Source organism: Corallococcus sp. NCSPR001 (assembly GCF_017309135.1).
Taxonomy (GTDB): Bacteria; Myxococcota; Myxococcia; order Myxococcales; family Myxococcaceae; genus Corallococcus.
The window spans coordinates 8,496,650-8,522,552 of the sequence record NZ_JAFIMS010000002.1; the positions used below are offsets into that span (position 1 = coordinate 8,496,650).

The window sequence follows — 25,903 nt, forward strand, 5'->3', positions numbered from 1 at the left end:
TCAGGGCTCGGGCGTGTCGGAGAGCGCGGCGTCGAGCTGCTTCTGCGCCTCCACCACGTCCTTCTCCAGCTCGCGGGTGTAGAGGTCCCGCTCCGGGCTCCGCCACTCCGCGTCCGAGAACTGGTCGAGCGAGTACACGCGCGTGGTGTGCACGGGCCCGCGCAGCGTGACCATCAGCTCGCGGTCCGGGTCGCCCATCTCCTTGAGCAGGAAGCCCTCCACGTCGCGCAGGATGAGCGGGAACGTGGGCTTGTCATCCCGGACGACCTTGCCGAAGACGTTGAGCTTCACCTCCTGCGCGCCCTCCTGGAGCTCCTCGTTGAAGGACAGCACCGCGAACGGCACGCCGCCCTCGTCGTCCAGCCGGCCGGACACCACGTACCGCCCCGCCTTGCGGACCTGGACGGGCAGGTACAGGTCCAGCGACCCGCCCTCCAGCACCTCGCGCACCCTGCCGGTGAACGTGGCCGGCGGCGCGGGCGTGTAGAGCACGTCGAAGAACGCGGAGTCCTCCAGCGACCCCGAGCGCACGCGGAGCGCCACGCGCAGCGTGCCGGAGAACATCGCGAAGCCCTGCTTCGACGGCTGGAAGCGGCCGGTGAGCATCCCGTCACCGGCCACCGCGTCGCCGCCCTGGCCCGAGTCCACGAACGTCACCGGCACGCCCGGCACGCCGCCCGCGTCCGCCAGGTGGTCCGCCTCGTGCGCCATCGCGGACACCACTTCACAGGGGCGCGGCGCGCGGCGCGAGTCCTCGCACGCCACGGTGAAGAGCACCGCCTCGTCCCCGACGACGAACACCTTGTCCTGCTTGAGCCGCAGCTGCACGTCGGAGGTGCCGTCCTCCGCGGCCTTGGGGCTCAGCGGCCGGGTGCGCTCCGGCTCCGCCAGCTCCAGCTGGTCCGGATGCTCGCGGCTGGGCCGCGACTCGGGCGGATAGCGCGTGGCCGCCACGTAGGATTCCAACGAGCGCTTCGCGCGCTCCAGCCGCTTCTGCCACAGCTCGCGGCGGGCCTCGCGCTCGCGGGCCTCCGGGCTGAGCAGCGACGGCGCGGCGGGCTCGGCCGCCATGCCCGCCCCGGAGCGCTCCGCCGGTGCCCGCGCCACCTCACGGGGGTCGGGCACCGGGGCGGAGGTGGGCTCCGGTGCGCCCTCCGGCGCTTCGGCCCCATCACTCCCCTGCCACCAGAAGAACGCGCCGCCCACGAGCGCCAGGGGCACGAGGGCAAGCAACCACCGGCCGTGGCGCAGCCGGGAGGCGGAGGGGATGGAGCCGTCGTCGCGTTTCATGAGCGGGCTTCGCCGGAGGGGGCGGGGGAAGCCTTCAATCTAGTACGCGTACTGGACCATGTACTCGCGCACCTTGCTGACGATGCCGCCCCAGTTGCCGTTGGCGTAGTGGTTGTACGACTCACCATCGTCGCGCAGGTACACGGAGTGGAAGCTCCACTTCGCCCGGCCGTCGCTGCACGCGTTCTTGAGCAGGTTGAGCGTGCCGCCGCAGAACCAGTCGCCCGGGTTGCAGTAGGAGCCGCCGCTGCTGCCGGAGACGCCGCCCGTGGAGTGGTAGGACACGGCCTCGTCGTCCTGGCCCGGGAGGATGCCGGAGTACAGCGTCCCCTTGGAGCCGGCGAACATGAGGAACTCCACGTTGGCCGTGGCGTTGTGGTTGTACATAGAGCGCGCCGTGGTGGTGACCAGGTCGCTCACCAGGGGCTCGCTCACCGCCCAGTCGCCGTGGTCCGCCAGCTCGCTGCCGCCGCCCGCGCCGGACGCCACCGCCACCCACTTGATGTTCCAGCCCGCCTTCGTGCCGTTGCTCACCTTGCCGCACTCGCCGTTGGCGTTGGGCGTGGCGTTCGTCACCGGCCGCACGCTGGTGCCGTAGAGCGACAGCGCGTAGCCGATCTGCAGGTCACCAGCGCTGTGCACGGCGATGTAGCAGGAGTTGTTGCCCGTGCAGAAGCAGTCCAGCGCGTTGCGGATGCGGTAGTTCTCCGCGCCGATGCGCTGCGTGCCGTTCCAGTTGACGGCCTTCTTGTTCACGCCCGCCGCGGTGGTGGACGGCCCCCAGTAGCTGAAGTCGGCGTAGTTGCCCGGCTTCGTCGTGCCGCCGTTGCGGCCGTGGATCCACAGCGTGTAGTTCGTCGCGGCGGCTTCGGTGCCCACCAACAGCGTCGCGGCGGTCACGGCCGCGCCAATCAGCATCTTCATCGGGGTGTGTCTCCTGGCCTCTCGGGGGGATGAGAGGGCTTTGCGCACGGCCGCAGGCCGGGCGAGGGGACAACCACTCTAGAGGTTGTTTCAGATGAAGGCGATAAGCCGAAAGTCCAGTCGTCAGCGAAAAACCTGACGCACCGCGCTGGCTTTGGGTGTCACTCCAGCGCGTCCAGTCCGCCGTCCCGTACGAAGCGTTCCAGCCGCTCCAGTGCTTCCGGCAGGTTGGCGCGCCCCAACCCCAACCGGAAGTGATTGCCCGGAAAGCCATACACGTTGCCCGGCAACAACAACACGCCCTCGCGGGTAATCAGTGACTCGGTGAAACGAGCCACCGGGATGTTTCGCAGCAGACGGGGGAAGGCCACGCTGCCGGCGCGTGGGCGCACCCAGTGGAAGGTGTCCGCGTGGCGCGCGAAGAAGTCATCCAGCCGCGCGAGGTTCGCGGTGAGCAGGCCGCGGCTGCGCTCCAGCACGCGCTCGCGGGCGCGCAGCGCGATGAGGGACAGCTGCTCGCTGGGGGCGCTGTTGCAGAGCGAGGTGTAGTCCTTGAATGCGCGGCAGCGCGCGAGCAACTCCGCGTCCCGGGTGGCGAGCCAGCCCACGCGCAGGCCCGCGAGCCCGAAGGCCTTGGACATCACGCCCAGGCTCACGCCCTTCGTGAGACACGACGCGGCGGGCGGCAGCGAGTCGTTCGGGTCGTACTCCAGCAGGCGGTACACCTCGTCGGAGAAGAGGTGGATGCCGCGCGCCTCGCACAGCGCGCACAGCTTCTGGAACGTCGCGCGGTCCGGCAGCGAGCCCGTGGGGTTGTGCGGGAAGTTCACCACGACCAGGCGCGTGTCCGGGCGCAGCGCCGCGGTGAGCGCGTCCAGGTCCAGGGCCCAGCCATTCTCCTCGCGCAGGGGCAGCAGCGTCACGTCCGCGCCCACGGAGCGCGCGACTTCGTAGAGCGACTGATAGCCCGGCCAGGTGACGACGGCGTGCGTGCCGGGCCCCAGCAGGACGTTCATCGCGACGAACATCCCCTCCTGCGCGCCCGCGAAGGTGAGGACATCCTCGGAGATGAGGCCCGGGTACATACTGGCGATGGCCTCGCGCAGCGCGGGCAGGCCGGCCGTCTCCGTGTAGCCGAGCGTCAGCCCGTCCCAGCGGGCGCGGTCCTCCGGCGACGCGAGCGCCATCAGATCCGCCATGCGCCAGCCCTCGATGTCGGAGGAGCACAGCAGGTAGGGCGCGGCGAACTCCCAGCGCGCGAAGTACCGTTCCAGTTCGAAGTCGGGGATGCGCATCACGGTCTCCATGCCCGCCTGCCCACCGGAGGGCGGAGCGGGCCAACAGCCCTTGCCGGACAGGCGAGCGGACGGGCGCGCAGCCGGGAGCAACCGGTGACGCATGCATAGCTTGAGTCACGTCCCGTTGAAGCGCTTTCCACTTCCCATAGGGAGCCCGTATGGCCTCGACGAAAATCCCCCTCACGCTCCTGGACCCGGATGGCGGGTGGGTGAATGCCCCCGTCCACGTCTCGGAGCTCGATGGACTGCCCGTCCTGCTGCACTTCTGGACCATGGACTGCGAGGACTGCGCGAAGCAGTTCGAGGCCGTGAACCAGTGGGTGGTGGACTACGGGCCCAAGGGCCTGAAGGTCATTGGCGTGGACGTCACCCACAACGAGACGGAGCTGCGCGACACCAACAAGGTGGAGGGCTTCGCGCGCGAGCACGGCCTGCGCTACCCCATCGCCATGGATGACGGCTCCATGGCCAAGGCCTACGGCGTGGACAAGCACCCCGCCTTCCTCCTCTTCGGCACGGATGGCCGGCTGAAGAACCGCATCGGCGGCAAGGACGCGCTGCGCCGCGTGCGCGCGCTGCTCAAGGACCTGCCCGGCCAGGAGTCTCCCGCGCTCCACGGCGAGGTGTCCCGCGAACAGGAAGACCAGGTCGCGGCCTCCAATCCCTGAAGCGCCTCCGCCTCCCCACCCTTCCCTCCCCTGGAGCGTCTCACCATGGCTGACCGACGACACACCGAGCGAAAGGGCCTCTCCCTGGGCGCGCTGGCCGCCGGGGTGGGGGCCGTCGTGGGCCTGAAGCGCGCGCTGCGCCCGCGCTACAGCTTCCAGGGCAAGACGGTCGTCATCACCGGAGGCTCCCGGGGGCTGGGGCTGGTGATGGCGCGCATGCTCCTGAAGGAGGGCGCGCGCGTGGCCATCTGCGGACGCGACGTCGAGTCGCTCAAGCGCGCCCACGCGGACCTGGAGCGCCTGGGCGGCGAGGTGCTCACCCTGCGCTGCGACGTGCGCGACCAGGTGCAGGTGGACGCCATGGTGGGCGCCGTCCACGAGCATTGGGGCGCGGTGGACGTGCTCATCAACAACGCGGGCGTCATCATGGTGGGCCCGCTGGAGTCCATGACGTTGGAGGACTTCGAGGAGGCGGTGGACACCCACCTGTGGGGGCCGCTGTACACGACGCTCGCGGTCGTGCCGGACATGAAGGCGCGCGGCGAGGGCCGCATCGTCAACGTGTCCTCCATGGGCGGAAAGCTGAGCATCCCGCACCTGGTGCCGTACTCCACGAGCAAGTTCGCGCTGGTGGGCCTGTCGGACGGGCTGCGCACGGAGCTGGCCCAGGACGGCATCCGCGTGACGACGGCGTGCCCTTCACTCATCCGCACCGGCAGCCCGCGCAACGCGAGCTTCAAGGGCAACCACGAGAAGGAGTACGCGTGGTTCCACGTGAGCAATTCGATGATGGGCGTGTCCATGAGCGCCGAGCGCGTGGCGCGCAAAGTCATTGAAGCGTGCCGCCGGGGTGACGCGGAGGCGCTGGTGGGCATGCCCGCGAAGCTGGGCGCGGTGGGCCGGGCCCTGGCGCCCAACCTCACCGCGCGCGTGCTGGACGCCGTCAACCGGCTGCTGCCCCAGGACAGCACCCCGGAGCGTCATAAGGGCAGCGAGAGCGAGACCCCCCTCACCCGCTCCTGGCTCACGGAGATGAGCCGCCGCGCGGCGGAGCGCAACAACGAGAACGAGGTGTCCCTGCACTGACGAGAAGGCGGCTCAGGCCTTCCCGTCCATCTCCGCCATCTCCATGCGCCAGTGGCCGCGGTGCTCGTACGCCTGCGCCAGCTGGTCGTTCAGCGCGGTGAGCATCTTCACGTTCCCGTCCTGCTCGTAGCCCTTGAGGGACTCCGCGCAGGCGGGCACGCGGGCGAGGAACGTCTTCAGCGCATCCAGGCTCAATTCCTTCACATACATCCCGTACCCCAGCTTCTCCAGATAGAGGGCATTGAGCACCTGCTCGAACTGGCCTCCCACGGGGATGCTGAGCAGCGGCTTGTGCAGGTACACCGCTTCGCTCATCAGCGTGTAGCCGCCGCCCGCCACCACCGCGCGCGCGGTGCGCAAATCGTCGATGAAGCCCGCCTCGCTGAAGGGCCGGTAGGTGAGGTTGCCGTCCACCACGTCCTCCTTCAGGTCGCGGCGCAGGCCATACACGCGGCACGGCACGCCGGACTGCTTGAGGATTTCGGGCAGGTGCGTGTTCGTCGTCGCCGTCTGGTACACGAGCAGGTGCTCACCGGCCTCCGGTTTCGCCGCCAGGATTTCGGGCCGGAGGATGGACGGCGCCAGCGTGGTGCGGCGCTTGCGCACGGGCGGGTAGAAGAACGTCGTGGTGAGGTAGTGGAAGGCCCCGGGCAGCTTCGCCTTCACGATGGCGCGCGAGGCCTCGAAGCTCTCTTCATGGCCCGCGAGCAGCGCCGGGTCGTGCGTGCAGCGGTTGATGATCTGCATGTTGTCCACGCTGATGACGGGCAACATGTGGCGCTTCGCGAACAGGTAGCTGAACGTCTCGAAGTCGCTCACCACCACGTCCGGTTTGAAGCCCTCCACCAGGTCGAAGTACTGGCGCACGTTCTGCGGCCAGCCCGCGACGGCGCCCTGCAGGTTCTGCAGCACCGTCTGCCACTTCTTCACCGAGTTGCCTTCGTAGGCGATGGTCAGCCCCCAGATGCCGTGCACGTTCTGGAAGCGCTGGGCCAGGTAGTGCTGCGCGCGGCCCGACACCACGATGTGGACCTCGTGTTCCTTCGTCAGCGCCTCCAGCAGCACGCGCGAGCGCGTGGCGTGGCCCATCCCTTCGCCGACGACCCCATACAGGATTCGCATGGTCCGGAAGCATACGCCCGGGACACCCTCCCCTGTCCCTTCCGGCCCGGGACGGTGCTACGCCTCCCGGTCCATGACCTCCCTGCCCTCGCCCCGAGGTGCCTCCGTGCTGCGCGCCGCGGCGTTCGGGGGCATCGCCGGCCTCATGCTGGGCGGCCTGGGGCTGCTCGGGCTGGGCGTGAGGGCCCTCTTTGCCCCCGAGGACTGCGCGAAGCTGTCCCCGCAAGAGTGCCAGCTCCTCCACGAGACGGACCGCGACCTGGGCCGCGTGCAGACGCTCTCCGGCGGGGCGCTCGTCGCCCTGGGCGCCGCCCTCTTCGCCCTCACCCGCCCGCGTCCGCCCGAGGACGGCCATGACTCCAACGTTTGAGAGCCCAAGGATTTCGCCGCGCCGCGCAAGCAGCCGGGCACATTGTTCCTGTAGGTCATTTTCGCGGGCGGGGTAGGTCAACTAATTACTACTGGCCCGGCCATTAGGTTTGAGGGTAGGAGACGGCCCATGCAGCTCGAATCGTTGAAGATGTTCTGTGACGTGGTCGAGACGGGTTCGTTCTCGCGCGCGGCGCAGCTCAATCACGTGACCCAGTCCGCGGTGAGCCAGCAGATCCGCGCGCTGGAGAACCGCTACGAGCAGAAGCTGCTCTCGCGCAGCGCGCGGCAGGTGACGCCCACGCCGGCGGGTGAGCGCCTGTTCCGGGGCTGCAAGGAGATCCTGGCGCGCTTCGCGGAGGTGGAGCAGGAGATCCGCGAGCAGGCCACGGAGGTCCAGGGCGCGACCACCGTGTCCACCATCTACTCGGTGGGTCTGCACGAGCTGAACGTGGTGCAGAAGCAGCTGCTGAAGACGCACCCCAAGGTCAACATGCGCCTGAACTACCGGCGCAATGATCAGGTCTACGACGACGTGATTCTGGGCGCGGCGGAGATTGGCATCGTGGCCTATCCGCAGCCGCGCGCGGGCGTGGACATCCTGCCGTTCCGCGACGACAAGCTGGCGGTGGTCTGCGCGCCCAACCACTCGTTCGCCAGCAAGGCGAAGGTGAGCCTCACCGCGCTGTCCGGCGTGCCCTTCATCGCCTTCGACCGGGAAGCCCCCACGCGCAAGGCGTTGGACCGCCTGTTCCGCGAGAAGAACATCGACATCAATCCGGTGATGGAGATGGACAACGTGGAGACCATCAAGCGCGCGGTGGAGATGGGCCTGGGCGTGGCCATCCTCCCGATGGCCACGGCCCACGCTGAAATCAAGAACAGCTCGCTGGTGGCGAAGCCCTTCGCGGAGGGGCCCGTGTCGCGCCCCATTGGCCTGCTCATCCGCAAGGGCAAGTACCTGGACCGCGCGTCCGCCGCGGTGCTGGAGGCCTTCAAGCAGGCCGCCCTGATTCCGCAGGACGACTGAAGGCCCCCGCGGCGCTTCAGTAGAGCTTTCGCAGCCGGGCCGCGAAGAAGCCGTCGTAGCCCTCCGGCCCGGGCAGCGTGCGCAGCCAGGCCTGCGCGAGCGGCAGCTTGAGGCCGGGCAGCACGGGCGGCTCGGCCGTCCACTCCGGGTGGCTGCGCAGGAACATGTCCACTTGGTCCTGCCCCTCCTGCGGCTCCGGCGTGCAGACGGCGTAGACGAGCAGGCCGCCGGGCGGCACCGCCTCCTGGCAGTTCTCCAGGATGCGCCGCTGGAGCGTCGCCAGCCGGGCCACGTCCTCCTCCTTGCGGCGGTATCTCAGCTCCGGGTGCCGGCGCAGCGTGCCCAGCCCGGAGCACGGCGCGTCCACCACCACCGCGTGGAACTCGCCCCAGCTCTCCGGGAACGGCTCGGACGCGTCGTGCGCGTAGGCCTTCAGGCGGCCGGACAGCCCCAGACGGTGGGCCTCGGCCTCAATCTTCCGCAGCTTGTTCGCGTGCAGGTCCACCGCGACGACGTCGTGGCCTTCCGCCTGGTGGCAGGCCTTGCCGCCCGGCGCCGCGCACGCGTCCAGCACACGCGCCGTCTCCGGGATGGCGCCATAGACGCCCACCAGCTGCGCGGCCTCGTCCTGCACCTGCCAGAGCCCTTCCGAGTAGCCGTACACGTCCTCCACGCGGCCCACGGGCGGCAGGACGATGCCCACGGGCGAGGCCTCCGTGGCGCGCGCCTCCACGCCCACGTCCTTGAGCTGCGCGAGCAGCGCGTCGCGCGTCACCCTGGCGCTGTTGGCGCGGATGACGACGGCGGGCGGCGTGTTGTTGGCGACGAGCATCGCCTCCGCGCGCTCGCGGCCGAACTGGCGGATCCACCGCTCCACCAGCCAGCGCGGGTGGCTCTCGCGCACGGACAGGTACTCCACCGGGTCCTTCTGGGAGGGCAAGGGCGGCGAGGGCAGCTCGGACAGCTTGCGCAGGATGGCGTTGGTGAAGCCCGCGGCGCGCGCGAGCCCCACGTCCTTGAGGGCCTGGACCGTCTCCGCCACGGCGGCTCTCGCGGGCACGCGGGTGTGGAAGAGCTGGTAGGCGCCCACGCGCAGGGCGGCCAGGACCTTGTCCTCCAGCGCGTCCAGCTTGCGGTCCGCGAAGCGGGTGATGGCGTAGTCCAGCGCGAGCTGCCGGCGGGTGGCGCCGTAGGTCAGCTCGGTGACGAGCGCCGCGTCGCGGGGGTCCTTCGGCGGCGTCTCCGACAGGGCCGTGTCCAGCACCACGTTGAGGTAGGCATCCGTGGCGCGCACGCGCGCGAGGATGTTGATGGCGAGGATACGGGCGTTCATCCTTCTTCCAGCCGGGTCATCAGGTCCACCAGTTGCTCGTCCGACATCCGCGTCGCGGGCAGATGGGACAAAGTGAGGCTCTGGAGGCTGTCCTCCAGGAGATCGCGGTGGCCGCTCTCCGCCGGTTCACCACGCTGGACCTGCTGATACTTCGCGCGGGCCCAGGTGGCCAGCTCCGCTTCACTGAGCCGTCCGGCCAGCCGGTCCGCGATCTTCTGGCGCACGAGCGCCCGGGTGAGCAGGTCCGACGCGGGCGTGGATCCGCCCTTCGCCGCGCGGCCCAGCGTCTTGCCCGGCTTGCCGTCCGCCTTCACGACCGTGGGCACGGACTTGCGGCCCAGCGTCTTCAGCGGTCCCCCGGCCTCCGCCGTGCGCCTGAGCGAGCGCGCGGGCGTGGCCAGCGGCGTGGGCTCCGGCGCGTCGTCCTTCTTGAGCGGGTGCACGCGGCCCACCAGCTTGGGCTTCGGGCGGGAATCGTCGTCCTCCGGCCCGGCGGTCTTCTTGCGGCGGCCCAGCGACTTCACCGGCCCGGGGATGGCGGGGTGGAAGATGCCGCTCGCGAAGGTCTCCAGGGCCTGGATGTACGGGTCGAAGCCATGCAGCCCCAGCACCTGCATGGCGCAGGCTTCGGCCACCACGGACTCGCGCGCGGGTGGCTTGAGCAGGACTTCAATGGCGGGCAGCCCCACCGCCTCCAGCGCCTCCTTCAGCGCGTAGGACGTGAAGTACCCCGCGGGGTTGATGAGGATGCCCTCCACGTTCTTGCGCTCGGCGTGGATCGTGTCGATGAGGACGCCCTCGTGGTTGGACTGGACGATGGTCAGCGTCAGTCCCAGCTCCTTCGCCTTCGCGCGCAGGGCCGCGTCCAGGTCCGTCAGGCGGCCCCCCGCGACGTCCTCGCGCTCGCCCAGGAGGTTGAGGTTCGGCCCGTGCAACACCAACAGCTTCATGCCCATCCGTGAGACTCCATCGCGCTAGGATTCCACATGGCGCTCGATGGCGCGCTAAGACGTGAACGGCTGACTGCCCGGCTGCAATCTGTTTCCGGAGAGGAAGTCCGCCGCGCGCATCACCCGCTTGCCCTCTGGCTGGACCTCCAGGAAGACGACCGAGCCCTCGCCACAGGCGACCTCGATGCCCTCCGGTCCCGCGGACAACACCGTGCCGGGCGCGCCCCTGCCTTCCGCGGCCCGCATCCGGTGCACCTTGAAGACCTTGCCCCCCAGCATCGTGTACGCGCCGGGCCACGGCGTGAAGGCGCGCAGGCGGCGGTCCAGCTCCACCGCGCGCTTCGTGAAGTCCAGCTTGCCGTTCTCCTTGTCGATGATGGGCGCCAGCACCATGCCCTCGGAGGGCTGGGGCTGGGGCGTCAGCTCCCCGTTCAGGTAGCGCGGCAGGGACTCGCGCAGGATGTCGCCGCCCAGCGCGGACAGCTTCGCGTGCAGCGTGGCGCTCGTCTCGTCCGGCGCGATGGGCAGCCGCTTCATGGCCAGCACGGGGCCGGTGTCCAGGCCTTCGTCCATCACCATCAGCGACACGCCCGTCTCGCTGTCGCCATGCTCAATGGCCCACTGGATGGGCGCGGCGCCCCGGAAGCGCGGCAGCAGGGACGCGTGCACGTTCACGCAGCCTTTCACCGGAAGCGCCAGCAGGTCCTTGGGCAGGATCTTCCCGTAGGCCGTCACCACGCAGACGTCGGGGGCGTACTGGCGCAGCTCCTCGGAGAACGGCGGCGTGCGCAGCTTCTGCGGCTGGAGCACGGGGATGCCCTTCTCCAGCGCGCGCTCCTTCACGGGCGGCGCGGTGACGGCGTTGCCCCGGCCCTTGGGCTTGTCCGGCTGGGTGACGACGGCCACGACGTCGCCCACGTCGAAGCAGGCCTCCAGCGAGGCCACGGCGAACTCGGGCGTACCCATGAAGACGATGCGGGGTCGGCTGCTCATGTGAGGGAAGTCTCGTGTGGAAGAAGGGATGGGTCAGGCCACGGACTTGAAGGTGGCGGGCGGCGCGGAGGTGTCCACCGCCTGGCGCTTGCGCGCGCGCAGCGCCTCCAGCGTGGACAGGGCCTCGCGCGCCTCGGGCGTGGTGGCCACGTCCTTGAGCACGTCCAGCGCCTTCTCCAGCGCCAGGGCTTCGTCCGCCTCGCGCTGGCGGATGCGGTCCACCGCTTCGCTGAAGCGCGCGAAGAAGGCGCGCAGCTCGTCCTTGCGCCGCAGGGGGCGCAGGCGCGGATAGCGGCCCGCCGCGAGCGCCGCGACGTAGAGGCTCATCACGTGGACGGGGCCCGCCACACGGTGCGTGAAGAGCAGCCCGAACAACCCGAGCGCGACGCCCAGGCCCACGGTGGCGACGCCGGTGAGCCACCAGAGCGTCTCCTCGCCGGACAGGCCCCCTTCGGCGGACATGCGGTGCACCTGATGGGCGAGCACGCCGAAGAGCAACATGCTCCCGGCGCCCATGCCGGTGAGCAGGAGGATGTATTTGAGCTGGAATTCTCGGTCGAGCAGGTACGTCCGGCGCATGATGGTCGGACGCGACGCGTTACGACTGTCTTCGGCAGGGGCCATGTCGTTGACCAGCGTACCCCAGGAGGTGGAGGAGGTTTGCGTCCTTCGTGTGGACAGGTCTACACCCGACGAAAGCCCAGACGTTCGGACGTAAAGGAGCCCCATGTCCCGCTCATTCGTCGCCCTGTCCCTGGCCGTTTCCTGCCTTGCCCTGGGGGGTTGCAAGAAGGAGGACCCCAAGACGCCGGAGTACTGGCAGTCCAGTCTGGAGGGGGCGAAGCGCCCCGACGACAAGGTGCGAGTGATTGAGTCGCTGCGCACGTCGGGCAACGTGAACGAACAGTTCCTGCCCTTCCTGCACGCGCGGCTGTCCTCGGAGCGCCGGCCGGAGGTGAAGGCCGCGTTGGCCCGGACGCTGGGGGATTTGCACCACCCGACGTCGCTGGAGCCGCTGACGGCGGCGCTGGACCCCGGGGCGTCGGACGTGCCGGCGCAGCAGGTGAACAAGGCGGTGGTGGGCGCGCTGGGGCGGATCGGGGATGAGCGCGCGGTGCCGTCGCTGGTGCCCCTGTTGCGCAGCAAGGACAACTACACGCGCATCGAGGCCATCCAGGTGCTGGGCGCGCTGAAGGCGAAGCCGGCGGTGGAGCCGCTCATCCAGTTGGCGACGGACGAGGCCGCGGAGCCGTTCCTCAACAAGAAGGCCATCGAGGCGCTGGGGCAGATTGGAGACCCGCGCGCGGTGCCGGCGCTGATGCGCACGCTGACGAAGGAGCGCCGGGGCGTGTCCTTCTACGTGGAGAGCAGCTTCGCGCTGTTCCAGTTGGGCGCGCCCGCGGCGGACGCGCTCCTGCCGGTGCTGGAGGGCAAGGACGCGGAGCTGCTCACGTGGGCGAAGGCGCAGGGGGTGAACCCCGCCAGCTACCCGATGAAGGCCGCGCAGGTGCTGGGCGACCTCCGGGAGAAGCGCGCGGTGCCCATGCTGTTGAAGCAGCTGTCGTTCACGCACTCGGATCCGCAGATCCAAGCGCTGGTGCGGATGCAGGCGGCGGACGCGCTCGGGAGGATGCGCGCGCAGGAGGCGGTGAAGCCGCTCGCGGCGCTGGTGGGCGAGCCGGATCCGACGGTGCGCGACGCGTACGTGCGGGCGCTGGCGCTGCTGGGCAGCCGGGACGCGCTCCCCGCGCTGGAGAAGGCGGCGGGCACCGGCGACTGGTACTCGCGGGAGATCGCCGTGAAGGGCATCGCGCTCCTGGGAGATGCGCGGGAGCAGCCGGTGCTCGCGAAGCTGGCGGCGGCGGAGCCCGCGCGCACGGCGGCGGACTGCCAGGAGACGGGCGAGGACGGGTGCCAGGACGCCGCGGCGCTGGGCAAGAAGCGCGCGGATCAGGTCCAGGGATATGGCGCCGTGCTCGAAGCGGCGCAGGCGTGCAGCGGCAACGCGGGCTGCTGGTCGCAGCGGCTGCCCAAGGCGGACGCGGTGCTGTTGCAGCGCGCGGCGCTGGAGCTGGGGCGCTCCGGGGCGGCGGACCAGGGCCCGACGCTGGCGGGCCGGCTCAACGAGCGCGACACCGAGGCGCGGGCCACGGTCATCCAGGCGGTGGACTGGCTGGCGGACGCGCCCGGCGCGGCGAAGAAGCTGCGCGAGGCGTCCCTGCCCGCGCTGAAGAAGCAGCTGGAGGACGAGAAGGGCAACTCCAACTTCGTGCGCGTGAACGAGGACCTGCGCCGGCTGATGGTCAAGCTGGAGCGGGCGTAGCCCCATCCTCCGAGGCACGCAGCGCGGGCGGCATCCGCTCCACCGCGTGGTGGAGCACGCCCAGTTGACGCACCAGTCGCGACAGTTGCGTGCGCGCCAGCGCGTCCGTGCCCTCCAGGCCCGGCGCCTCGCGCTTGAGCGCTGACGGCACGCGGCGCGCCACCAGCGCCGCGGACAGCTCCTCCAGCGCGTCCGATGCGTAGCGCACCACCGGCCCCACGTCCGAATCCTGATGCCAGGTGCGACTCGCCGCCAGCGCCGTCACGGCCGCGGTGAAGCGGCGCGCGTAGGTAATCAACGCCATCCCCGGCTCCAATTCCTTCGCCGGGCCCTTCCACTCACTCAGCAGGCGCTGGAACGACGCCTCCGCGGACAGCAGCGCCACGCCCACCTTGCGGCGGGCCTCTCGCAGCGCCGGCTCCGTGGCCACCGGCGTGCGCGCCACCTCGCGCAGGTAGTGCTGGTCCGCCTTCAGCACGCAGGCCACCGCCTCGGCGAAGCGCGCGTGCTCGGGGCTCGGCCAGAGCAGCCGGATGCCCACCAGCGCCAGCGCGCCTCCCATCAGCGTGTTGAGGATGCGCACCCCCGCGAGCCGCCAGTCCCCCGTTTGAATCTCCGCGAGCAGCACCAGCGCTGGCACCAGCAGCACCTGGTACACCGTGAAGTTCAGCGGCCGCACGCTCACCGACACGCAGACCAGCAGCACGATGGCCACGAGCATCATCCCCGTCGTGGGCAGCACGTGCACCAGCCCCATGGCCAACACGCTGCCCAGGAACGTGCCCGCCACACGCTGAAGCCCCTTCTCCGTGGTGAGCCCCGAGTACGGCTGCAACACGACAATCACCGTGATGGTCACCCAGTACCCGTGGTTGAGCCCCAGCCCCTCCGCCAGCGCCGTCGCCACCGTCGCGGTGAGCCCCAGCCGCAGCGCGTGCCGGAAGACCACCGACTCCGGCGTCAGGTGGTCGCGCAGCACCTTCCACCCCGAACGCCCGCGCCCCGGCTCCACCCCCAGCGGCTTCATGTCCCGCTCCGGCAGCGGCTCGCCGCTCTCCAGCCGGGACGCCACGTCCAGCGCCACCCCGCTGTACTCCCGCAGCCGCCCCAACAGCCCCGCCACGTGCGAGTACTGCGAGCGCGCAGGCTCCGGCGGCCCCCCGTCCGCCTGGAGCACCCGCGTCACCCGCTCCGCGTCCCACGACGTGGGCGCCGGCACCGTGCCCCGCACCAGCGCACCCACCACGCCCCGCAGGTCCACCGCCAGCGCGCCCAGCGCGTGCTGCGCCTCGATGCGGGCCGTGCGGCACGCGCCCTGACGCGGCGCCTCGTCCAGCGCCTCCGACATCGCCGTGAGCAGGAGCGACAGCGCGTCCGCGTCCTCCAGCAGCACCAGCAGGTGCTCGCCCCGGCCGCTCTCCTCCTGTCGTCCCTGGCGCGTGGCGCCCAGCGTCGCGCGCGCCGTCTCCAGCGACCGCCGCATGCGCGCGGCCCGCTGCACCGCCTCCCACGTCCCCACCCGCGAGGGCCCCTCCATGGGCCAGCCCGCGACCGCGTCCGCGGCGTCCGCCAGCTCCTCGTAGCAGGCCGCGATGGCCAGCCGCGCCGGGCGGTAGGGCCTGAGCGGCCACAGCACCAGCGCCAGGAACATGGACCACAGGCCGCCCGCGACGAAGTACGCCGCCTGCATCAGCGCCGCCTCCGGCCCCCGCTGCGGCAGGGCCAGCGACACCACGAACAGGTTCGCCAGCAGCATGCCGACGATGCCCGGCGTGTCCCCGAAGCTGCGCGCGAAGCCGCACGCCGTCACCCAGAAGAGCGTCAGCGCCACGTCCACCCAGAAGGGGCTCGGCAGCGCGATGACGAGCCCCACCAACGCCCCCAGCACCGTCATCGCGCCCATGGCCCGGGCGCGCGTGCGGTACGGCCCGCCCTTGTCCACCAGCGCGACGAAGAGCCCGGCCATGCCCGCCCATGACGCCATCGGCTGCGACAGGAGCGCGGAGAGCAGCAGCGGCACGCCCAGCGCCAGCCCCGTGCGCAACCCCGAGGCCACCGCGGGCCGGCCCGGCTGGAAGCGGAAGAGGCCCGCGACGTGGCGGGGCAGGTGTCCCCGGGCCGCGCTTCCCCGTGGCGCCACCCAGCCCTCCGCCACCGTCTCGCCTCCGTCCCCGCGCATCCCCGAATATGGGGTGCGCGAGCGCCGGATTCCTCCCCTGCCCGCCCGCATGCACGGCGGACGGGCGGAAGGCGGCCAGCGTTCAGCTGCGCTGCGCGTAATACTCGACGATGAACGGCTCGTTCACGTCCACGGGGATCTCCTCACGCTCGGGCAGCCGCACGAAGCGCATGCCCTCCCCTTCGCCCAGGACCTGCACGTACGCGGGCACCTGGCGGGACTTCATCCGCCCGAAGGCGTCCTGCACCACCGCGAGCTTCTGGTGCGCCGGGAAGAAGCGCACCTCGTTGCCCGGCTTGAGCCGGAGGCTCGGGATGTCCGCGCGCTTGCCGTTCACCTGGAAGTAGCCGTGGCGCACGAACTGGCGCGCCTGCCGGATGCTCGTGGCCAGCCCCGCGCGCAGCACCAACGCGTCCAGCCGGCTCTCCAGCAACTGCAACAGCACCTTGCCCGTGTTGCCGGGGGCCTTGCGCGCCTCCAGGAAGGCGCTGCGGCACTGCTTCTCCAGCAGCCCGTAGTACAGCTTCAGCTTCTGCTTCTCCCGCAGCCGCTGCGCGAAGTCGCTCACCGACACGCGCGCCGTCGCCCCATGCTGGCCCGGCGGATACGGCCGGCGCAGCACCGGATCCTTGTCCGGGTCCTTCGCGCTGATGCGCGACAGGGGGATGCCCAACCGCCGACACAGCTTCCCTCGGGGTCCCAGTTCACGTGCCACGGTGCGTTCCTCCGGCCTTCCTGTTGGGTCGAGCCAAGTTGAAGTTGATAATCACTATCAATTTCAATACCCGCAAGGCGAGCAGCCGGTCAAGCTTCCAGACACGGCGTGTGGGTGGACGGGCGTGCACAACCAGGGTGAAAATGAACGGAAATACAACCCCGCGCACCTGCCTACCTACCGGTCGGAATGTGTTTCCGGAGCGGATGTAGGACGAAAACTTCACCTGTGAATTCATGAGGTTGAACCCACTCATGACCGTGTAAGCAGCCACCCACACGCAACAATGGGACGGCTGACACGAGAATCAATTTGTCCGCTGCACCTGCCCCCGAAAGCACGCCCCCATGGCCCTGCGCACCGACCTGTCGAAGCCCGTCGTCGCCACCCAGAACCGCACCGACACGAAGCCCGTGAACACCGTGAAGCCCCAGGGCCCGGTGGGCATGAGCTCGCAGTCCAGCTTCAGCGCGGGCGCGCCCTCCAAGGCGAAGGCCACGGTGGCGCTGAACGGCGTGGGCCAGAAGCTGACGCCGGGCCCGGTGGACCTCACCAGCCCCCAGGCGCAGCAGGCCATCCAGCAGACGGTGGCGTACGTGAACCAGAAGAACCCGCAGCTGTCCGGCGTCACGGGCGGCACGTCGTTCTCGCCGCGCACCGTGGAGCGCGACCAGCTGGGCATGACGCACGTGCGCATGGACCGCATGCACGAGGGCGTGAAGGTCGCCGGTGAGCAGATCATCGGCCACCTGGACGCGAAGGGTCAGTTCGACAGCCTGACGGGCAACGTGTCCGACATCCCCGCGGGCATCGGCAAGGCGCCCACGAAGCTGACGGCGAAGGACGCGCTGGCCGTGGCGCAGAAGGACTTCAACAGCGGCACGACGCGCGCCCCCACGTCGGAGAAGGTCATCGTCAAGGGCAAGGACGGCCAGTACCACGCCGCCTACCACGTGACGCTCACCGACACGTCCGCGGCCAACGGCAAGGAGCCGCGCTCGATGAACTACTTCATCGACGCGAACACCGGCGCGTCCATCAAGCAGTACAACACCATCAGCCACTGGAGCCGCGAGGGCGCCAAGGCCACCCCCACGAAGCCGGGCACGTCCACCCAGGCCCCCTCCACCCCGGCGACGCCGGCCCCGACGACGGGCGGCGGCGCGGCCCGCGTGGCGGACGACCAGACGATGTACAGCGGCAAGGTGGACCTGCAGACCACGAAGAACAAGGACGGCACGTACTCGCTGGAGGACAAGACGCGCGGCAAGGGCATCGTGACGTACGACGCCAAGAACCGCCCGGAGGCGTCCGGCACCACGGCCATCACCGACAAGAACGACGTCTGGGGTGAGAAGGGCGACCCGGCGCGCGCCCAGGCGGGCGTGGACGCGCACTACGGCGCGGCCATGACCTACGACTTCATGAAGGACGTCCTGGGCCGCGACTCCATCGACGGCAAGGGTGAGAAGCTCATCAACTACGTGCACACCGACAACAACCTGGTGAACGCGTTCTGGGACGGCGAGAAGATGCAGTACGGCGACGGTGACGGCGTGGACTCCGGCCCGCTCACCACGCTGGACATCGCCGGCCACGAGATCGCGCACGGCCTCACGGAGCGCACCGCCGGCCTGGAGTACGAGGGCGAGTCCGGTGGCCTCAACGAGTCCTTCAGCGACATCATCGGCACGGGCGTGGAGTGGTACGCGAGCCAGAAGAACGGCGCGGTGAAGTTCGACTGGGCCGTGGGTGAGGACGCCTGGACGCCCAAGAACGGCGACAACACGGACGCCCTCCGCTACATGAACGACCCGACGGCGGACGGCTACTCCATCGACAACTACAAGAACTACCCGAAGATGACGGAGGTCCACGGCTCCAGCGGCATCGCGAACAACGCCTTCTTCCTGCTCACCGAGGGCGGCAAGAACCGCACCTCCGGCATCGAGGTGAAGGACGGCATCGGTATGGACAAGAGCCTCAAGGTCTTCGGCCGCGCGCTCACCACGTACATGACGCCGCAGACGAACTTCTCCGAGGCCCGCGCCGCCACCATCAAGGCCGCCACGGACCTGTACGGCAAGGACTCCGTCGAGGCGAAGAAGGTCGCCGAGGCCTGGACCGCCGTCGGCGTGACCAAGTAATCCCCTGAAGTCTCCAGGCCCGGATGGGAGCCCTTCGCGCTCCCATCCGGGCCTTCTTCATTTCACTGCTTCGCCAGGGCGGCCTTCTGCTCGGCCTTCGTGTCCCGGACGTGCTCGCCGACGACGTCGACCGTCACCTCGTGGAGCGTGCCGGTGAACTCGAAGGGCGCGGCGTAGCGCTGGCTGACGGAGGAACACTCGTCCCGGCCGCAGGTGAGCCCCTCCCCCAGGCTGATGGCCAGCGGCATGGTCGCGTCGATGGTGCTCTGCGCCACCAGGTCGCCGTTGATGTAGAGCCGGCCGCGTCCGGGAGCGCCCCGCCCCACGCTCAGGTCGGGCTTGCCGGTGGGCTCGAACTCGAACCTCAGCTCCGAGCGCCCCTCCGGCACGTCCACCGCCGACTCGATGTGGAACTCCTGCTCCCCCAGGTAGTTGTAGACGTAGTGCAGCTTGCGGTCCTGGATGAAGAACGAGTAGCCGCCGGTGAGGCCGCCGTGGCACAGCAGCACGCCCTGCGTGTCCCGCGTCACCTCCGCGTCCGCGGTGAGGGTGTGGGGCCGGTTGAGCACGTGCACGGCCGCGTTCTCCGGCGCGGGTGACGTGTGCGGGCGGTACACGTAGCGCGTGCGGTCCTTGGTGAGCTGCGGGCGCTCCAGCGCGAACACGGCGCGGGTGGGCGACGCGAGCGGCAGCACCTGGTAGCGCCCGGCCTCGGCGTACCAGAGGGCGATCATCTCGATGAGCTTGCCCCGGTTCTCCTCCGCCACGTTCTTCGTCTCGGAGCAGTCCTCCGCCACGTGGTACAGCTCCCAGCCGCGCGAATCCAGCTCGCGCAGCCGGTCCTCATCGAGCTGCGACTCACCGAAGCCCTCTCCGGCCTCCGTGAAGGACGGGCCGGGGAACGGGCACACCGCGCGCCAGCCGTCGTGGTAGATGGCGCGCGAGCTGAACATCTCGAAGTACTGCGTGCGGTGGCGGCTCTCCGCGTTCCCGTCGTTGAACGTGTGCTTGAAGCTGACGCCCTCGATGGGTGACTGGGTGACGCCGCGGATCTCCGCCAGCGGCTCCAGCCCCAGGCAGTCCAGCACCGTGGGCACCATGTCAATGGCGTGCGCGTACTGCGTGCGCACCTCGCCCTTCGCCTGGATGCCCCGGGGCCAGTGGACGAGGAACGGGTCGGTGGTGCCGCCGCGGTACGTCTCCCGCTTCCAGCGGCGGAACGGCGTGTCCCCCGCCCAGGCCCAGCCCCACGGGTAGTGGTTGAAGTGCTTCGGGCCGCCCAGGTCCTCCATGGCCGCCAGGTTCTGCTCCAGCGACTCCGGCGCGTTGTTGAAGAACTTCAGCTCGTTCACGGAGCCGTGCGGCCCGCCCTCCGCGCTGGCCCCGTTGTCGGACAGCACCATGATGAGCGTGTTGTCCAGCTCGCCGGTGTCCTCCAGGAACTTCAAGAGCCGGCCGATGTGATGGTCCGTGTGCTCCAGGAAGCCCGCGAAGACCTCCATCATCCGCGCGTAGAGCCGCTTCTCCTCCGGGGGCAGCGAGTCCCAGTCCTGCACGTCCGGGTCGTGCCGGGACAGCCGCGTGCCCTGGGGAATCACGCCCAGCTCCAGCTGCCGCTGGAACACCTTCTGGCGGTAGGCGTCCCAGCCGTCGTCGAACTGGCCCGCGTAGGCGTCCGCCCACTCGCGGGGGACGTGGTGGGGCGCGTGCATGGCGCCCGTGGCGAAGTAGAGGAAGAAGGGCTTGTCGGGCGCGACCTGCTTGGTGTCCGCGACGCAGTCGATGGCGCGGTCCACCAGGTCCGGCGTGAGGTGGTAGCCCTCTTCCGGCGTGGCGGGCGGGCGGATGGCGTGGTTGTCGTGGATGAGGTCCGGGTAGTACTGGTGCGTGTCCCCCCCCAGGAAGCCGTAGAAGCGCTCGAAGCCGCGGCCCAGCGGCCAGCGCGAGTACGGCCCGGCGGCGCTCGTCTGCTCCGCGGGGGTCAGGTGCCACTTGCCAATGGCATACGTGTTGTAGCCGGCCTCCATCAGCATCTCGGAGAGCAGGCCGTTCTCGAAGGGGATGGTGCCGTTGTAGCCGGGGTAGCCCAGCGACGTTTCGGTGATGGTGCCCATCCCGTTGGAATGGTGGTTGCGGCCGGTGAGGATGCACGAGCGCGTGGGCGAGCACAGCGCGGTGGTGTGCATGTTGTTGTAGAGCAGCCCGCCTCTGGCCAGCCGGTCCAGGTTCGGCGTGCGGATGGGCGAGCCGTAGCAGCCCAGGTGCCCGAAGCCCGTGTCATCCAGGATGATGAACAGGACGTTGGGCGCGCCGGGCTTCGAGCGCAGGGGTGAAGGCCACGCGGGAGACGACTGCTCCCAGGTGCGGCCGATGACGCCAGGGAAGGGACTGCCAGGCTTGTATTCTTTGAGGGACATGGGCCTGAGGTGCATCGCCCCGGAAGACAGCGAATCTGCCCCCAGGACGGAGGCGGCCGGCCCCAGGCCCTGGCCGCCTCCTGCTTCACACCCGGCTCACGTCACGGGGAACGGGTTGCGCTCGTGGAACTGGCGCTGGTGGAAGTACGGGTAGGGCCAGGGCGTGGCGCTGGCGGCGTCCAGCGTGGCCACCTGCGCGGGCGTGAGGTTCCACCCGATGGCGCCCAGGTTCTGGCGCAGCTGCTCCTCCGTGCGCGCGCCGATGATGACGTTGGACACGGTGGGCCGCTGGAGCAGCCAGTTGAGCGCCACCTGCGGCACCGTCTTGCCCGTCTCCTGGGCCACGGCGTCGAGCGCGTCCACGACCTTGAAGAGGTACTCCTCCGGCACCTGCGGGCCGCCGGCCGCGGTGGCGGGGTTGTTGAGGCGGCTCAACTCCGGCTTCGGCGCGCCCCGGCGCAGCTTGCCGGTGAGCCGGCCCCAGCCCAGCGGGCTCCACACCACCGCGCCCACCTTCTGGTCCTGCGCGAGCGGCATCAGCTCCCACTCGTAGTCGCGGCCCACGAGCGAGTAGTAGGCTTGGTGGGCCACGTAGCGCGCCAGGTTGTAGCGCTCCGACACGGCCAGCGACTTCATCAGGTGCCAGCCGGAGAAGTTGGAGCAGCCGAGGTAGCGGATCTTCCCCGCGCGCACGAAGCCGTCCAGCGTGTTGAGGACCTCCTCCACGGGCGTCACCGCGTCGAAGGCGTGGAGCTGGAACAGGTCGATGTAGTCCGTCTTCAGCCGGCGCAGCGAGGCCTCCACGGCGCGCGTGAGGTGGAAGCGCGAGGAGCCCACGTCATTGGGGCCCGGGCCCGCGCGGAAGGTGGCCTTGGTGGAGATGATGGCCTTGTCGCGCCGGCCCTCCAGCGCCTTGCCGAGGATCTCCTCCGCGAGCCCCCCGGAGTAGCCGTCCGCGGAGTCGAACATGCTCACGCCCGCGTCCAGCGCGATGTCCACCAGCCGCGTGGCCTCCTTCACGTCGCTGGAGCCGAAGCCCTTGAAGAAGTCACCCGCGCCGCCGAACGTGCCCGTGCCCAGGCTGAGGACGGGGACCTTGAAACCAGAACCACCCAGCTGCCGGTATTCCATGACGTTCACCTCGTGACGAAACAGGAGGAAAGGCGGCCCACGTAACGGGCCGTGGCGCGGCGCGCAACCGTCTTTGCCCGGGTTGCGCGAAGTGCTTGATGCGGCGCGAGGGGCCGCCCATCATGCGCGCGCCTTCCCGGGCGGGGAGGCAGGGGTCCAGGTTCCACGTGAGCACATCCGCGACACCCGCATCCGGCCGCCCCCCCATCCTGCGGGCGCTGGGCTATCTGCGCCGCTACCGCCTGGAGGCGATGGGCGCGCTCGTGTCGCTGCTGCTCGTCTCCGTGGCGAACCTGGGCGCGCCACAGATGATCCGCATCGCCATCGACCAGGGGCTCGCGCGCGGGGAGGTGCGGCCCGTGTGGCTGGCGGTGGGAGGCCTGGTCGCCATCGCGCTGGGGCGCGGCCTGTTCAACTTCCTGCAGGGCTACCTGGCGGAGCGCGCGTCGCAGGGCGTGGCGTTCGACCTGCGTGACGCGCTCTTCGCGCGCATCCAGCGGCTGTCCTTCAGCTACTACGACCAGGCGCAGACGGGGCAACTGCTCACGCGGCTGACGAGCGACGTGGAGGCGGTGCGCAGCTTCGTGGGCGGCGGCATCGTGCAGTTCGCCGCGGCGGCGGCGATGCTGCTCGGCTGCGCGGGGCTGCTGGTGTACCTGGATCCGGTGCTGGCGGTGGCGGCGCTCGCGACGGTGGCGCCCATCCTGGTGGTGATGCGCACGTTCATCCGGCGGATGCGGCCGATGTACGGCCAGCTCCAGGCGCTGCTGGGCTCGCTCAACAGCACGCTCCAGGAGGACCTGCGCGGGCTGCGCGTGGTGCGCGCGTTCTCCGCCGAGGCGCGCGAGCTGGCGCGCTACGGGAAGACGAACGCGGAGCTGAAGGAGACGAACCTGAAGGTGGTGGACGCGCTGGCCAGCAACTTCCCCTTCATCACCTTCTTCGCCAACCTGGGCACGCTGGTGGTGGTGGGCGTGGGCGGCTGGCGCATCTTCCACCAGCGGCTGACGCTGGGGGAGCTGGTGGCCTTCAACAGCTACCTGGCCTTCCTGCTGATGCCCCTGATGACGCTGGGCTTCATCGCGGCCAGCATGTCCCGGGCGAGCGCGTCCGCGGCGCGCCTCTTCGAGTTGCTCGACACGGCCGTGGAGGTGTCCGACCGTCCGGGCGCATCCGCGCTGCCGCCGCTGCAGGGCCACATCGAGCTGCGCGACGTGCGCTTCCGCTACGCGGGCGGCGAGCGTGAAATCCTGCGGGGCGTGAGCGTGACCCTGGAGCCCGGGCAACTGGTGGCGGTGCTGGGCACCACCGGCTCCGGCAAGAGCACGCTCATCAACCTGCTGCCGCGCTTCTACGACGTCACGGGAGGCGCGGTGCTGCTGGACGGGCATGACGTGCGGGACGTGACGCTCGCGAGCCTGCGCTCGCAGATGGGCGTGGTGCTTCAGGACGCGCTGCTGTTCTCCGGCACGGTGCGGGAGAACATCGCCTACGGACGCCCGGAGGCGACGCAGGCCCAGGTGGAGGCCGCGGCGGAGGCGGCCCAGGCGGCGGAGTTCATCCGCGAGCTGCCCCAGGGCTACGACACGGTGGTGGGCGAGCGCGGCGTGGGGCTCTCCGGCGGGCAGCGGCAGCGCCTGGCCATCGCGCGGGCGCTGCTCACCGATCCGCGCCTGCTCATCCTGGACGACAGCACGTCCGCGGTGGACGCGCGCACGGAGACCGCCATCCAGGGCGCGCTGGACGCGCTGATGCGGGACAAGCGCCGGACGGCCATCGTCATCGCCCAGCGCATCAGCACCGTGAGGGACGCGGACCTCATCCTCGTGCTGGACGAGGGGCGCATCGCCGCGAAGGGGCGCCACGAGGAGCTGAAGGCCACCAGCGAGCTGTACAACGACATCCTCGGGTCGCAGCTGCTGCCCCCGCGTCAGGAGGGAGCGGCATGAGGCGGCCGGGGAGCCTGGAGTCGATGGTGGAGCTGGAGGCCGGCCACGCGAACCAGCGCGGCAAGGTCCTGCGCCGGCTCCTGGGCGAGCTGCGTCCGCACACGCGCACGCTCACCTCCGCGCTGGTCTTCATCCTGGTGGGCGCGGCGTGCCAGGCCCTGGGGCCGTACCTGGTGAGCCGGGCCATCGACCGCGACATCGGCGCGGGGGACGGCTGGGGGCTCGCGCGGACGCTGGCGGTGCTGTTCGCCGTCTACGCGGTGGGCGCGCTGTCGCAGCAGGCGCAGACGCGGCGGGTGGGCCACACGGGGCAGCGCGTGCTAGCGGACCTGCGCCAGCGCCTCTTCGAGCGGCTCCAGCGGCTGCCGCTGGCGTGGTTCGACCGCCGGCCCCTGGGCGACCTGATGAGCCGCCTGCTGAGCGACGTGGACACGCTCAACCAGCTCTTCACGCAGGGGCTGACGCAGCTGTTGGGGTCGGTGCTGGGGCTGGTGGGCGTCATCGTCGCGATGTTCGCGCTCAACGCGCGGCTGGCGCTGGCGTGCTTCTCCATCCTCCCCGCCGTCGTGCTCACCACGTGGTTCTTCGCGTCGCGGGCGCGCAATGCCTACCGCAAGACGCGGCAGACGGTGGGCGACGTGACGGCGAACCTCCAGGAGGAGATCGGGGGCGTGCGGCAGGCCCAGGCCTTCAACCGCACGGAGAAGAACATCGAGCGCTTCCGCGACCGCAACGCGGCCAACCGGGACGCGAACGTGGCGGCGGTGGGCATCACGTCCGCGTTCTCGCCGGCCATCGACCTGCTCTCCACGCTGTCCATGGCGCTGGTGATTGGCTACGGCGGCGTGCTGACGCTGAGCGGGCGGCTCACGGTGGGCGGCGTGGCGGCGTTCCTCATCTACGTGCAGCAGTTCTTCCGGCCGGTGCAGCTGGCCGCGTCCGTGGCCGCGCTGATGCAGTCCGCGCTGGCGGGGGCGGAGCGCATCTTCGCCATCCTCGATGAGACGCCGGAGCCGCCGGACGCGCCGGGGGTCGTGGAGCTGGGGCCGCTCCAGGGACAGGTGGTCTTCGACAGCGTGTCCTTCGGGTACGACGCGGCGAGGCCGGTGCTGCGCGACGTGTCCTTTCACCTGGAGCCCGGCCAGACGCTGGCGCTGGTGGGGCGCACGGGCGCGGGCAAGACGACGGTGGCCAGCCTGGTGCCGCGCTTCTATGACGTGACGGGCGGCACGGTGCGCGTGGACGGGCACGACGTGCGCCAGGTGACGCGCGGCAGCCTGCGCCGTCAGATGGCCATGGTGCTGCAGGAGCCGTTCCTCTTCAGCGGCAAGGTGGCGGACAACATCGCGTACGGGAAGCCGGACGCCACCCGCGAGGATGTGGAGGCGGCGGCGAAGGCGGTGCACGCGCACGACTTCATCACCCGGCTGCCGCAGGGCTACGACACCGTGCTGGGCGAGGGCGGCGCGACGCTCAGCCAGGGGCAGCGGCAGTTGCTCGCGTTCGCTCGCGCGGTCATCGCCAATCCGCGGGTGCTCATCCTGGACGAGGCGACGGCGAACATCGACACGCGCACGGAGGCGCTCATCCAGCTGGCGCTGGGGCAGCTCTTGTCCGGCCGCACGAGCATCGTCATCGCGCACCGGCTCAACACCATCCGCCACGCGGACCTCATCCTGGTGCTGGAGCACGGCACCGTGGTGGAGCGCGGCAACCACGCGGAGCTGCTCGAGAAGGGCGGGCTCTACGCGGAGCTGTATCACCAGCAGTTCCGCGACGCGCCGGAGCCGGCGGTCAAGTCGCTGGGCTGAGCGCGCGCGGGGCGGCTTTCCGCGCCTTGATTCCCGTCAGGGCCGTCTCTTGCTTGCACGGCCGGCCGCCCTTCGTTACCCAGCGGCCGAGGGTGCGGCCCCGGCGGCGTGCGCTTCGCGGGGGCGGTCCCCATCTCCAGCATTCATTGCGTCGGAGTCGGGCGCGTC

General features: G+C 70.4%; 20 protein-coding genes. 8 read left to right on the forward strand and 12 right to left on the reverse strand.

From position 1 onward, the window contains the following. The 3 genes from JYJ93_RS36190 to JYJ93_RS36200 all read right to left on the reverse strand — a co-directional run bounded on the left by JYJ93_RS36190 (position 1) and on the right by JYJ93_RS36200 (position 3,509). Positions 1-1,290 carry a hypothetical protein gene (locus JYJ93_RS36190; RefSeq protein ID WP_206799166.1) on the reverse strand — a complete coding sequence of 430 codons (1,290 nt, stop codon included), beginning with the start codon at positions 1,288-1,290 and terminating at the stop codon, positions 1-3. A 39-nt stretch (positions 1,291-1,329) separates the two neighbouring features. Continuing rightward, a complete protein-coding gene (locus tag JYJ93_RS36195; RefSeq protein WP_206799167.1) occupies positions 1,330-2,214 on the reverse strand; it encodes a hypothetical protein in 885 nt (294 codons plus the stop codon). Positions 2,215-2,375: 161 nt separating this feature from the next. Further along, entirely contained in the window at positions 2,376-3,509 is a 1,134-nt protein-coding gene (locus JYJ93_RS36200; RefSeq protein ID WP_206799168.1) for an aminotransferase class I/II-fold pyridoxal phosphate-dependent enzyme, read from the reverse strand. A 161-nt stretch (positions 3,510-3,670) separates the two neighbouring features. Between JYJ93_RS36200 and JYJ93_RS36205 the strand changes: the two genes are divergently transcribed. After that, positions 3,671-4,180, forward strand: a complete 510-nt coding sequence (locus JYJ93_RS36205; protein WP_206799169.1) for a TlpA disulfide reductase family protein — start codon at positions 3,671-3,673, stop codon at positions 4,178-4,180. A gap of 45 nt (positions 4,181-4,225) precedes the next feature. Beyond that, positions 4,226-5,266 (forward strand): SDR family oxidoreductase, encoded by a 1,041-nt coding sequence (locus tag JYJ93_RS36210; RefSeq protein ID WP_206799171.1) that lies wholly within the window; start codon positions 4,226-4,228, stop codon positions 5,264-5,266. 12 nt (positions 5,267-5,278) lie between these two features. Here the strand turns inward: JYJ93_RS36210 and JYJ93_RS36215 are convergent, their stop codons facing one another. After that, positions 5,279-6,388 (reverse strand): MJ1255/VC2487 family glycosyltransferase, encoded by a 1,110-nt coding sequence (locus tag JYJ93_RS36215; protein WP_206799173.1) that lies wholly within the window; start codon positions 6,386-6,388, stop codon positions 5,279-5,281. 73 nt (positions 6,389-6,461) lie between these two features. Between JYJ93_RS36215 and JYJ93_RS36220 the strand changes: the two genes are divergently transcribed. Continuing rightward, positions 6,462-6,758, forward strand: coding sequence for a hypothetical protein (locus JYJ93_RS36220; RefSeq protein WP_120549028.1), 297 nt, complete (start codon positions 6,462-6,464; stop codon positions 6,756-6,758). Positions 6,759-6,887: 129 nt separating this feature from the next. Further along, the gene (locus tag JYJ93_RS36225; protein ID WP_014394155.1) at positions 6,888-7,787 is read left to right on the forward strand and encodes a LysR family transcriptional regulator; all 900 of its coding nucleotides are present in this window, start codon (positions 6,888-6,890) and stop codon (positions 7,785-7,787) included. A 16-nt stretch (positions 7,788-7,803) separates the two neighbouring features. Here the strand turns inward: JYJ93_RS36225 and rsmB are convergent, their stop codons facing one another. The 4 genes from rsmB to JYJ93_RS36245 are packed head-to-tail and all read right to left on the reverse strand — an operon-like array spanning position 7,804 to position 11,687. After that, a complete protein-coding gene (rsmB, locus tag JYJ93_RS36230; protein ID WP_206799175.1) occupies positions 7,804-9,120 on the reverse strand; it encodes a 16S rRNA (cytosine(967)-C(5))-methyltransferase RsmB in 1,317 nt (438 codons plus the stop codon). Beyond that, entirely contained in the window at positions 9,117-10,076 is a 960-nt protein-coding gene (locus JYJ93_RS36235) for a type II 3-dehydroquinate dehydratase (protein WP_206799176.1), read from the reverse strand. Before JYJ93_RS36235 ends, rsmB begins: the two co-directional genes overlap by 4 nt. 48 nt (positions 10,077-10,124) lie before the next feature. Beyond that, the gene (gene fmt / locus JYJ93_RS36240) at positions 10,125-11,063 is read right to left on the reverse strand and encodes a methionyl-tRNA formyltransferase (protein ID WP_206799177.1); all 939 of its coding nucleotides are present in this window, start codon (positions 11,061-11,063) and stop codon (positions 10,125-10,127) included. Between the two features lie 33 nt (positions 11,064-11,096). Then, entirely contained in the window at positions 11,097-11,687 is a 591-nt protein-coding gene (locus JYJ93_RS36245; RefSeq protein ID WP_206799178.1) for a signal protein, read from the reverse strand. A gap of 103 nt (positions 11,688-11,790) precedes the next feature. Here JYJ93_RS36245 and JYJ93_RS36250 point away from each other — a divergent pair, with 103 nt between their 5' ends. After that, entirely contained in the window at positions 11,791-13,386 is a 1,596-nt protein-coding gene (locus JYJ93_RS36250) for a HEAT repeat domain-containing protein (protein WP_206799179.1), read from the forward strand. Here JYJ93_RS36250 and JYJ93_RS36255 read toward each other — a convergent pair. Together JYJ93_RS36255 and rpsD are read right to left on the reverse strand one after the other, a co-directional pair. Then, the gene (locus JYJ93_RS36255) at positions 13,367-15,565 is read right to left on the reverse strand and encodes an FUSC family protein (protein ID WP_206799180.1); all 2,199 of its coding nucleotides are present in this window, start codon (positions 15,563-15,565) and stop codon (positions 13,367-13,369) included. The two genes, JYJ93_RS36250 and JYJ93_RS36255, sit on opposite strands and share 20 nt — an antisense overlap. An 82-nt stretch (positions 15,566-15,647) precedes the next feature. Further along, on the reverse strand, positions 15,648-16,280 hold the full coding sequence (gene rpsD, locus JYJ93_RS36260) for a 30S ribosomal protein S4 (RefSeq protein WP_206799181.1): 633 nt from the start codon (positions 16,278-16,280) through the stop codon (positions 15,648-15,650). A 347-nt stretch (positions 16,281-16,627) separates the two neighbouring features. Here rpsD and JYJ93_RS36265 point away from each other — a divergent pair, with 347 nt between their 5' ends. Beyond that, the gene (locus tag JYJ93_RS36265) at positions 16,628-18,427 is read left to right on the forward strand and encodes a M4 family metallopeptidase (RefSeq protein ID WP_206799182.1); all 1,800 of its coding nucleotides are present in this window, start codon (positions 16,628-16,630) and stop codon (positions 18,425-18,427) included. Between the two features lie 62 nt (positions 18,428-18,489). Here the strand turns inward: JYJ93_RS36265 and JYJ93_RS36270 are convergent, their stop codons facing one another. Then, a complete protein-coding gene (locus tag JYJ93_RS36270; RefSeq protein WP_206799183.1) occupies positions 18,490-20,844 on the reverse strand; it encodes an arylsulfatase in 2,355 nt (784 codons plus the stop codon). 96 nt (positions 20,845-20,940) lie between these two features. Further along, complete coding sequence (locus JYJ93_RS36275; protein WP_206799184.1) at positions 20,941-21,975, reverse strand: aldo/keto reductase; 1,035 nt, start codon at positions 21,973-21,975, stop codon at positions 20,941-20,943. A gap of 167 nt (positions 21,976-22,142) precedes the next feature. Between JYJ93_RS36275 and JYJ93_RS36280 the strand changes: the two genes are divergently transcribed. Continuing rightward, entirely contained in the window at positions 22,143-23,924 is a 1,782-nt protein-coding gene (locus tag JYJ93_RS36280; RefSeq protein WP_206799186.1) for an ABC transporter ATP-binding protein, read from the forward strand. Next, complete coding sequence (locus JYJ93_RS36285; RefSeq protein ID WP_206799187.1) at positions 23,921-25,735, forward strand: ABC transporter ATP-binding protein; 1,815 nt, start codon at positions 23,921-23,923, stop codon at positions 25,733-25,735. Before JYJ93_RS36280 ends, JYJ93_RS36285 begins: the two co-directional genes overlap by 4 nt. The last annotated feature ends 168 nt before the right edge of the window (positions 25,736-25,903 follow it).

What these genes read in the sequence shown, in the direction of transcription:
- JYJ93_RS36190 (WP_206799166.1), bottom strand. Translation starts at nt 1,290, where the DNA reads ATGAAACGCGACGACGGCTCCATCCCCTCCGCCTCCCGGCTGCGCCAC.
- JYJ93_RS36195 (WP_206799167.1), bottom strand. Translation starts at nt 2,214, where the DNA reads ATGAAGATGCTGATTGGCGCGGCCGTGACCGCCGCGACGCTGTTGGTG.
- JYJ93_RS36200 (WP_206799168.1), bottom strand. Translation starts at nt 3,509, where the DNA reads ATGCGCATCCCCGACTTCGAACTGGAACGGTACTTCGCGCGCTGGGAG.
- JYJ93_RS36205 (WP_206799169.1), top strand. Translation starts at nt 3,671, where the DNA reads ATGGCCTCGACGAAAATCCCCCTCACGCTCCTGGACCCGGATGGCGGG.
- JYJ93_RS36210 (WP_206799171.1), top strand. Translation starts at nt 4,226, where the DNA reads ATGGCTGACCGACGACACACCGAGCGAAAGGGCCTCTCCCTGGGCGCG.
- JYJ93_RS36215 (WP_206799173.1), bottom strand. Translation starts at nt 6,388, where the DNA reads ATGCGAATCCTGTATGGGGTCGTCGGCGAAGGGATGGGCCACGCCACG.
- JYJ93_RS36220 (WP_120549028.1), top strand. Translation starts at nt 6,462, where the DNA reads ATGACCTCCCTGCCCTCGCCCCGAGGTGCCTCCGTGCTGCGCGCCGCG.
- JYJ93_RS36225 (WP_014394155.1), top strand. Translation starts at nt 6,888, where the DNA reads ATGCAGCTCGAATCGTTGAAGATGTTCTGTGACGTGGTCGAGACGGGT.
- rsmB (WP_206799175.1), bottom strand. Translation starts at nt 9,120, where the DNA reads ATGAACGCCCGTATCCTCGCCATCAACATCCTCGCGCGCGTGCGCGCC.
- JYJ93_RS36235 (WP_206799176.1), bottom strand. Translation starts at nt 10,076, where the DNA reads ATGGGCATGAAGCTGTTGGTGTTGCACGGGCCGAACCTCAACCTCCTG.
- fmt (WP_206799177.1), bottom strand. Translation starts at nt 11,063, where the DNA reads ATGAGCAGCCGACCCCGCATCGTCTTCATGGGTACGCCCGAGTTCGCC.
- JYJ93_RS36245 (WP_206799178.1), bottom strand. Translation starts at nt 11,687, where the DNA reads ATGGCCCCTGCCGAAGACAGTCGTAACGCGTCGCGTCCGACCATCATG.
- JYJ93_RS36250 (WP_206799179.1), top strand. Translation starts at nt 11,791, where the DNA reads ATGTCCCGCTCATTCGTCGCCCTGTCCCTGGCCGTTTCCTGCCTTGCC.
- JYJ93_RS36255 (WP_206799180.1), bottom strand. Translation starts at nt 15,565, where the DNA reads ATGCGCGGGGACGGAGGCGAGACGGTGGCGGAGGGCTGGGTGGCGCCA.
- JYJ93_RS36265 (WP_206799182.1), top strand. Translation starts at nt 16,628, where the DNA reads ATGGCCCTGCGCACCGACCTGTCGAAGCCCGTCGTCGCCACCCAGAAC.
- JYJ93_RS36270 (WP_206799183.1), bottom strand. Translation starts at nt 20,844, where the DNA reads ATGTCCCTCAAAGAATACAAGCCTGGCAGTCCCTTCCCTGGCGTCATC.
- JYJ93_RS36275 (WP_206799184.1), bottom strand. Translation starts at nt 21,975, where the DNA reads ATGGAATACCGGCAGCTGGGTGGTTCTGGTTTCAAGGTCCCCGTCCTC.
- JYJ93_RS36285 (WP_206799187.1), top strand. Translation starts at nt 23,921, where the DNA reads ATGAGGCGGCCGGGGAGCCTGGAGTCGATGGTGGAGCTGGAGGCCGGC.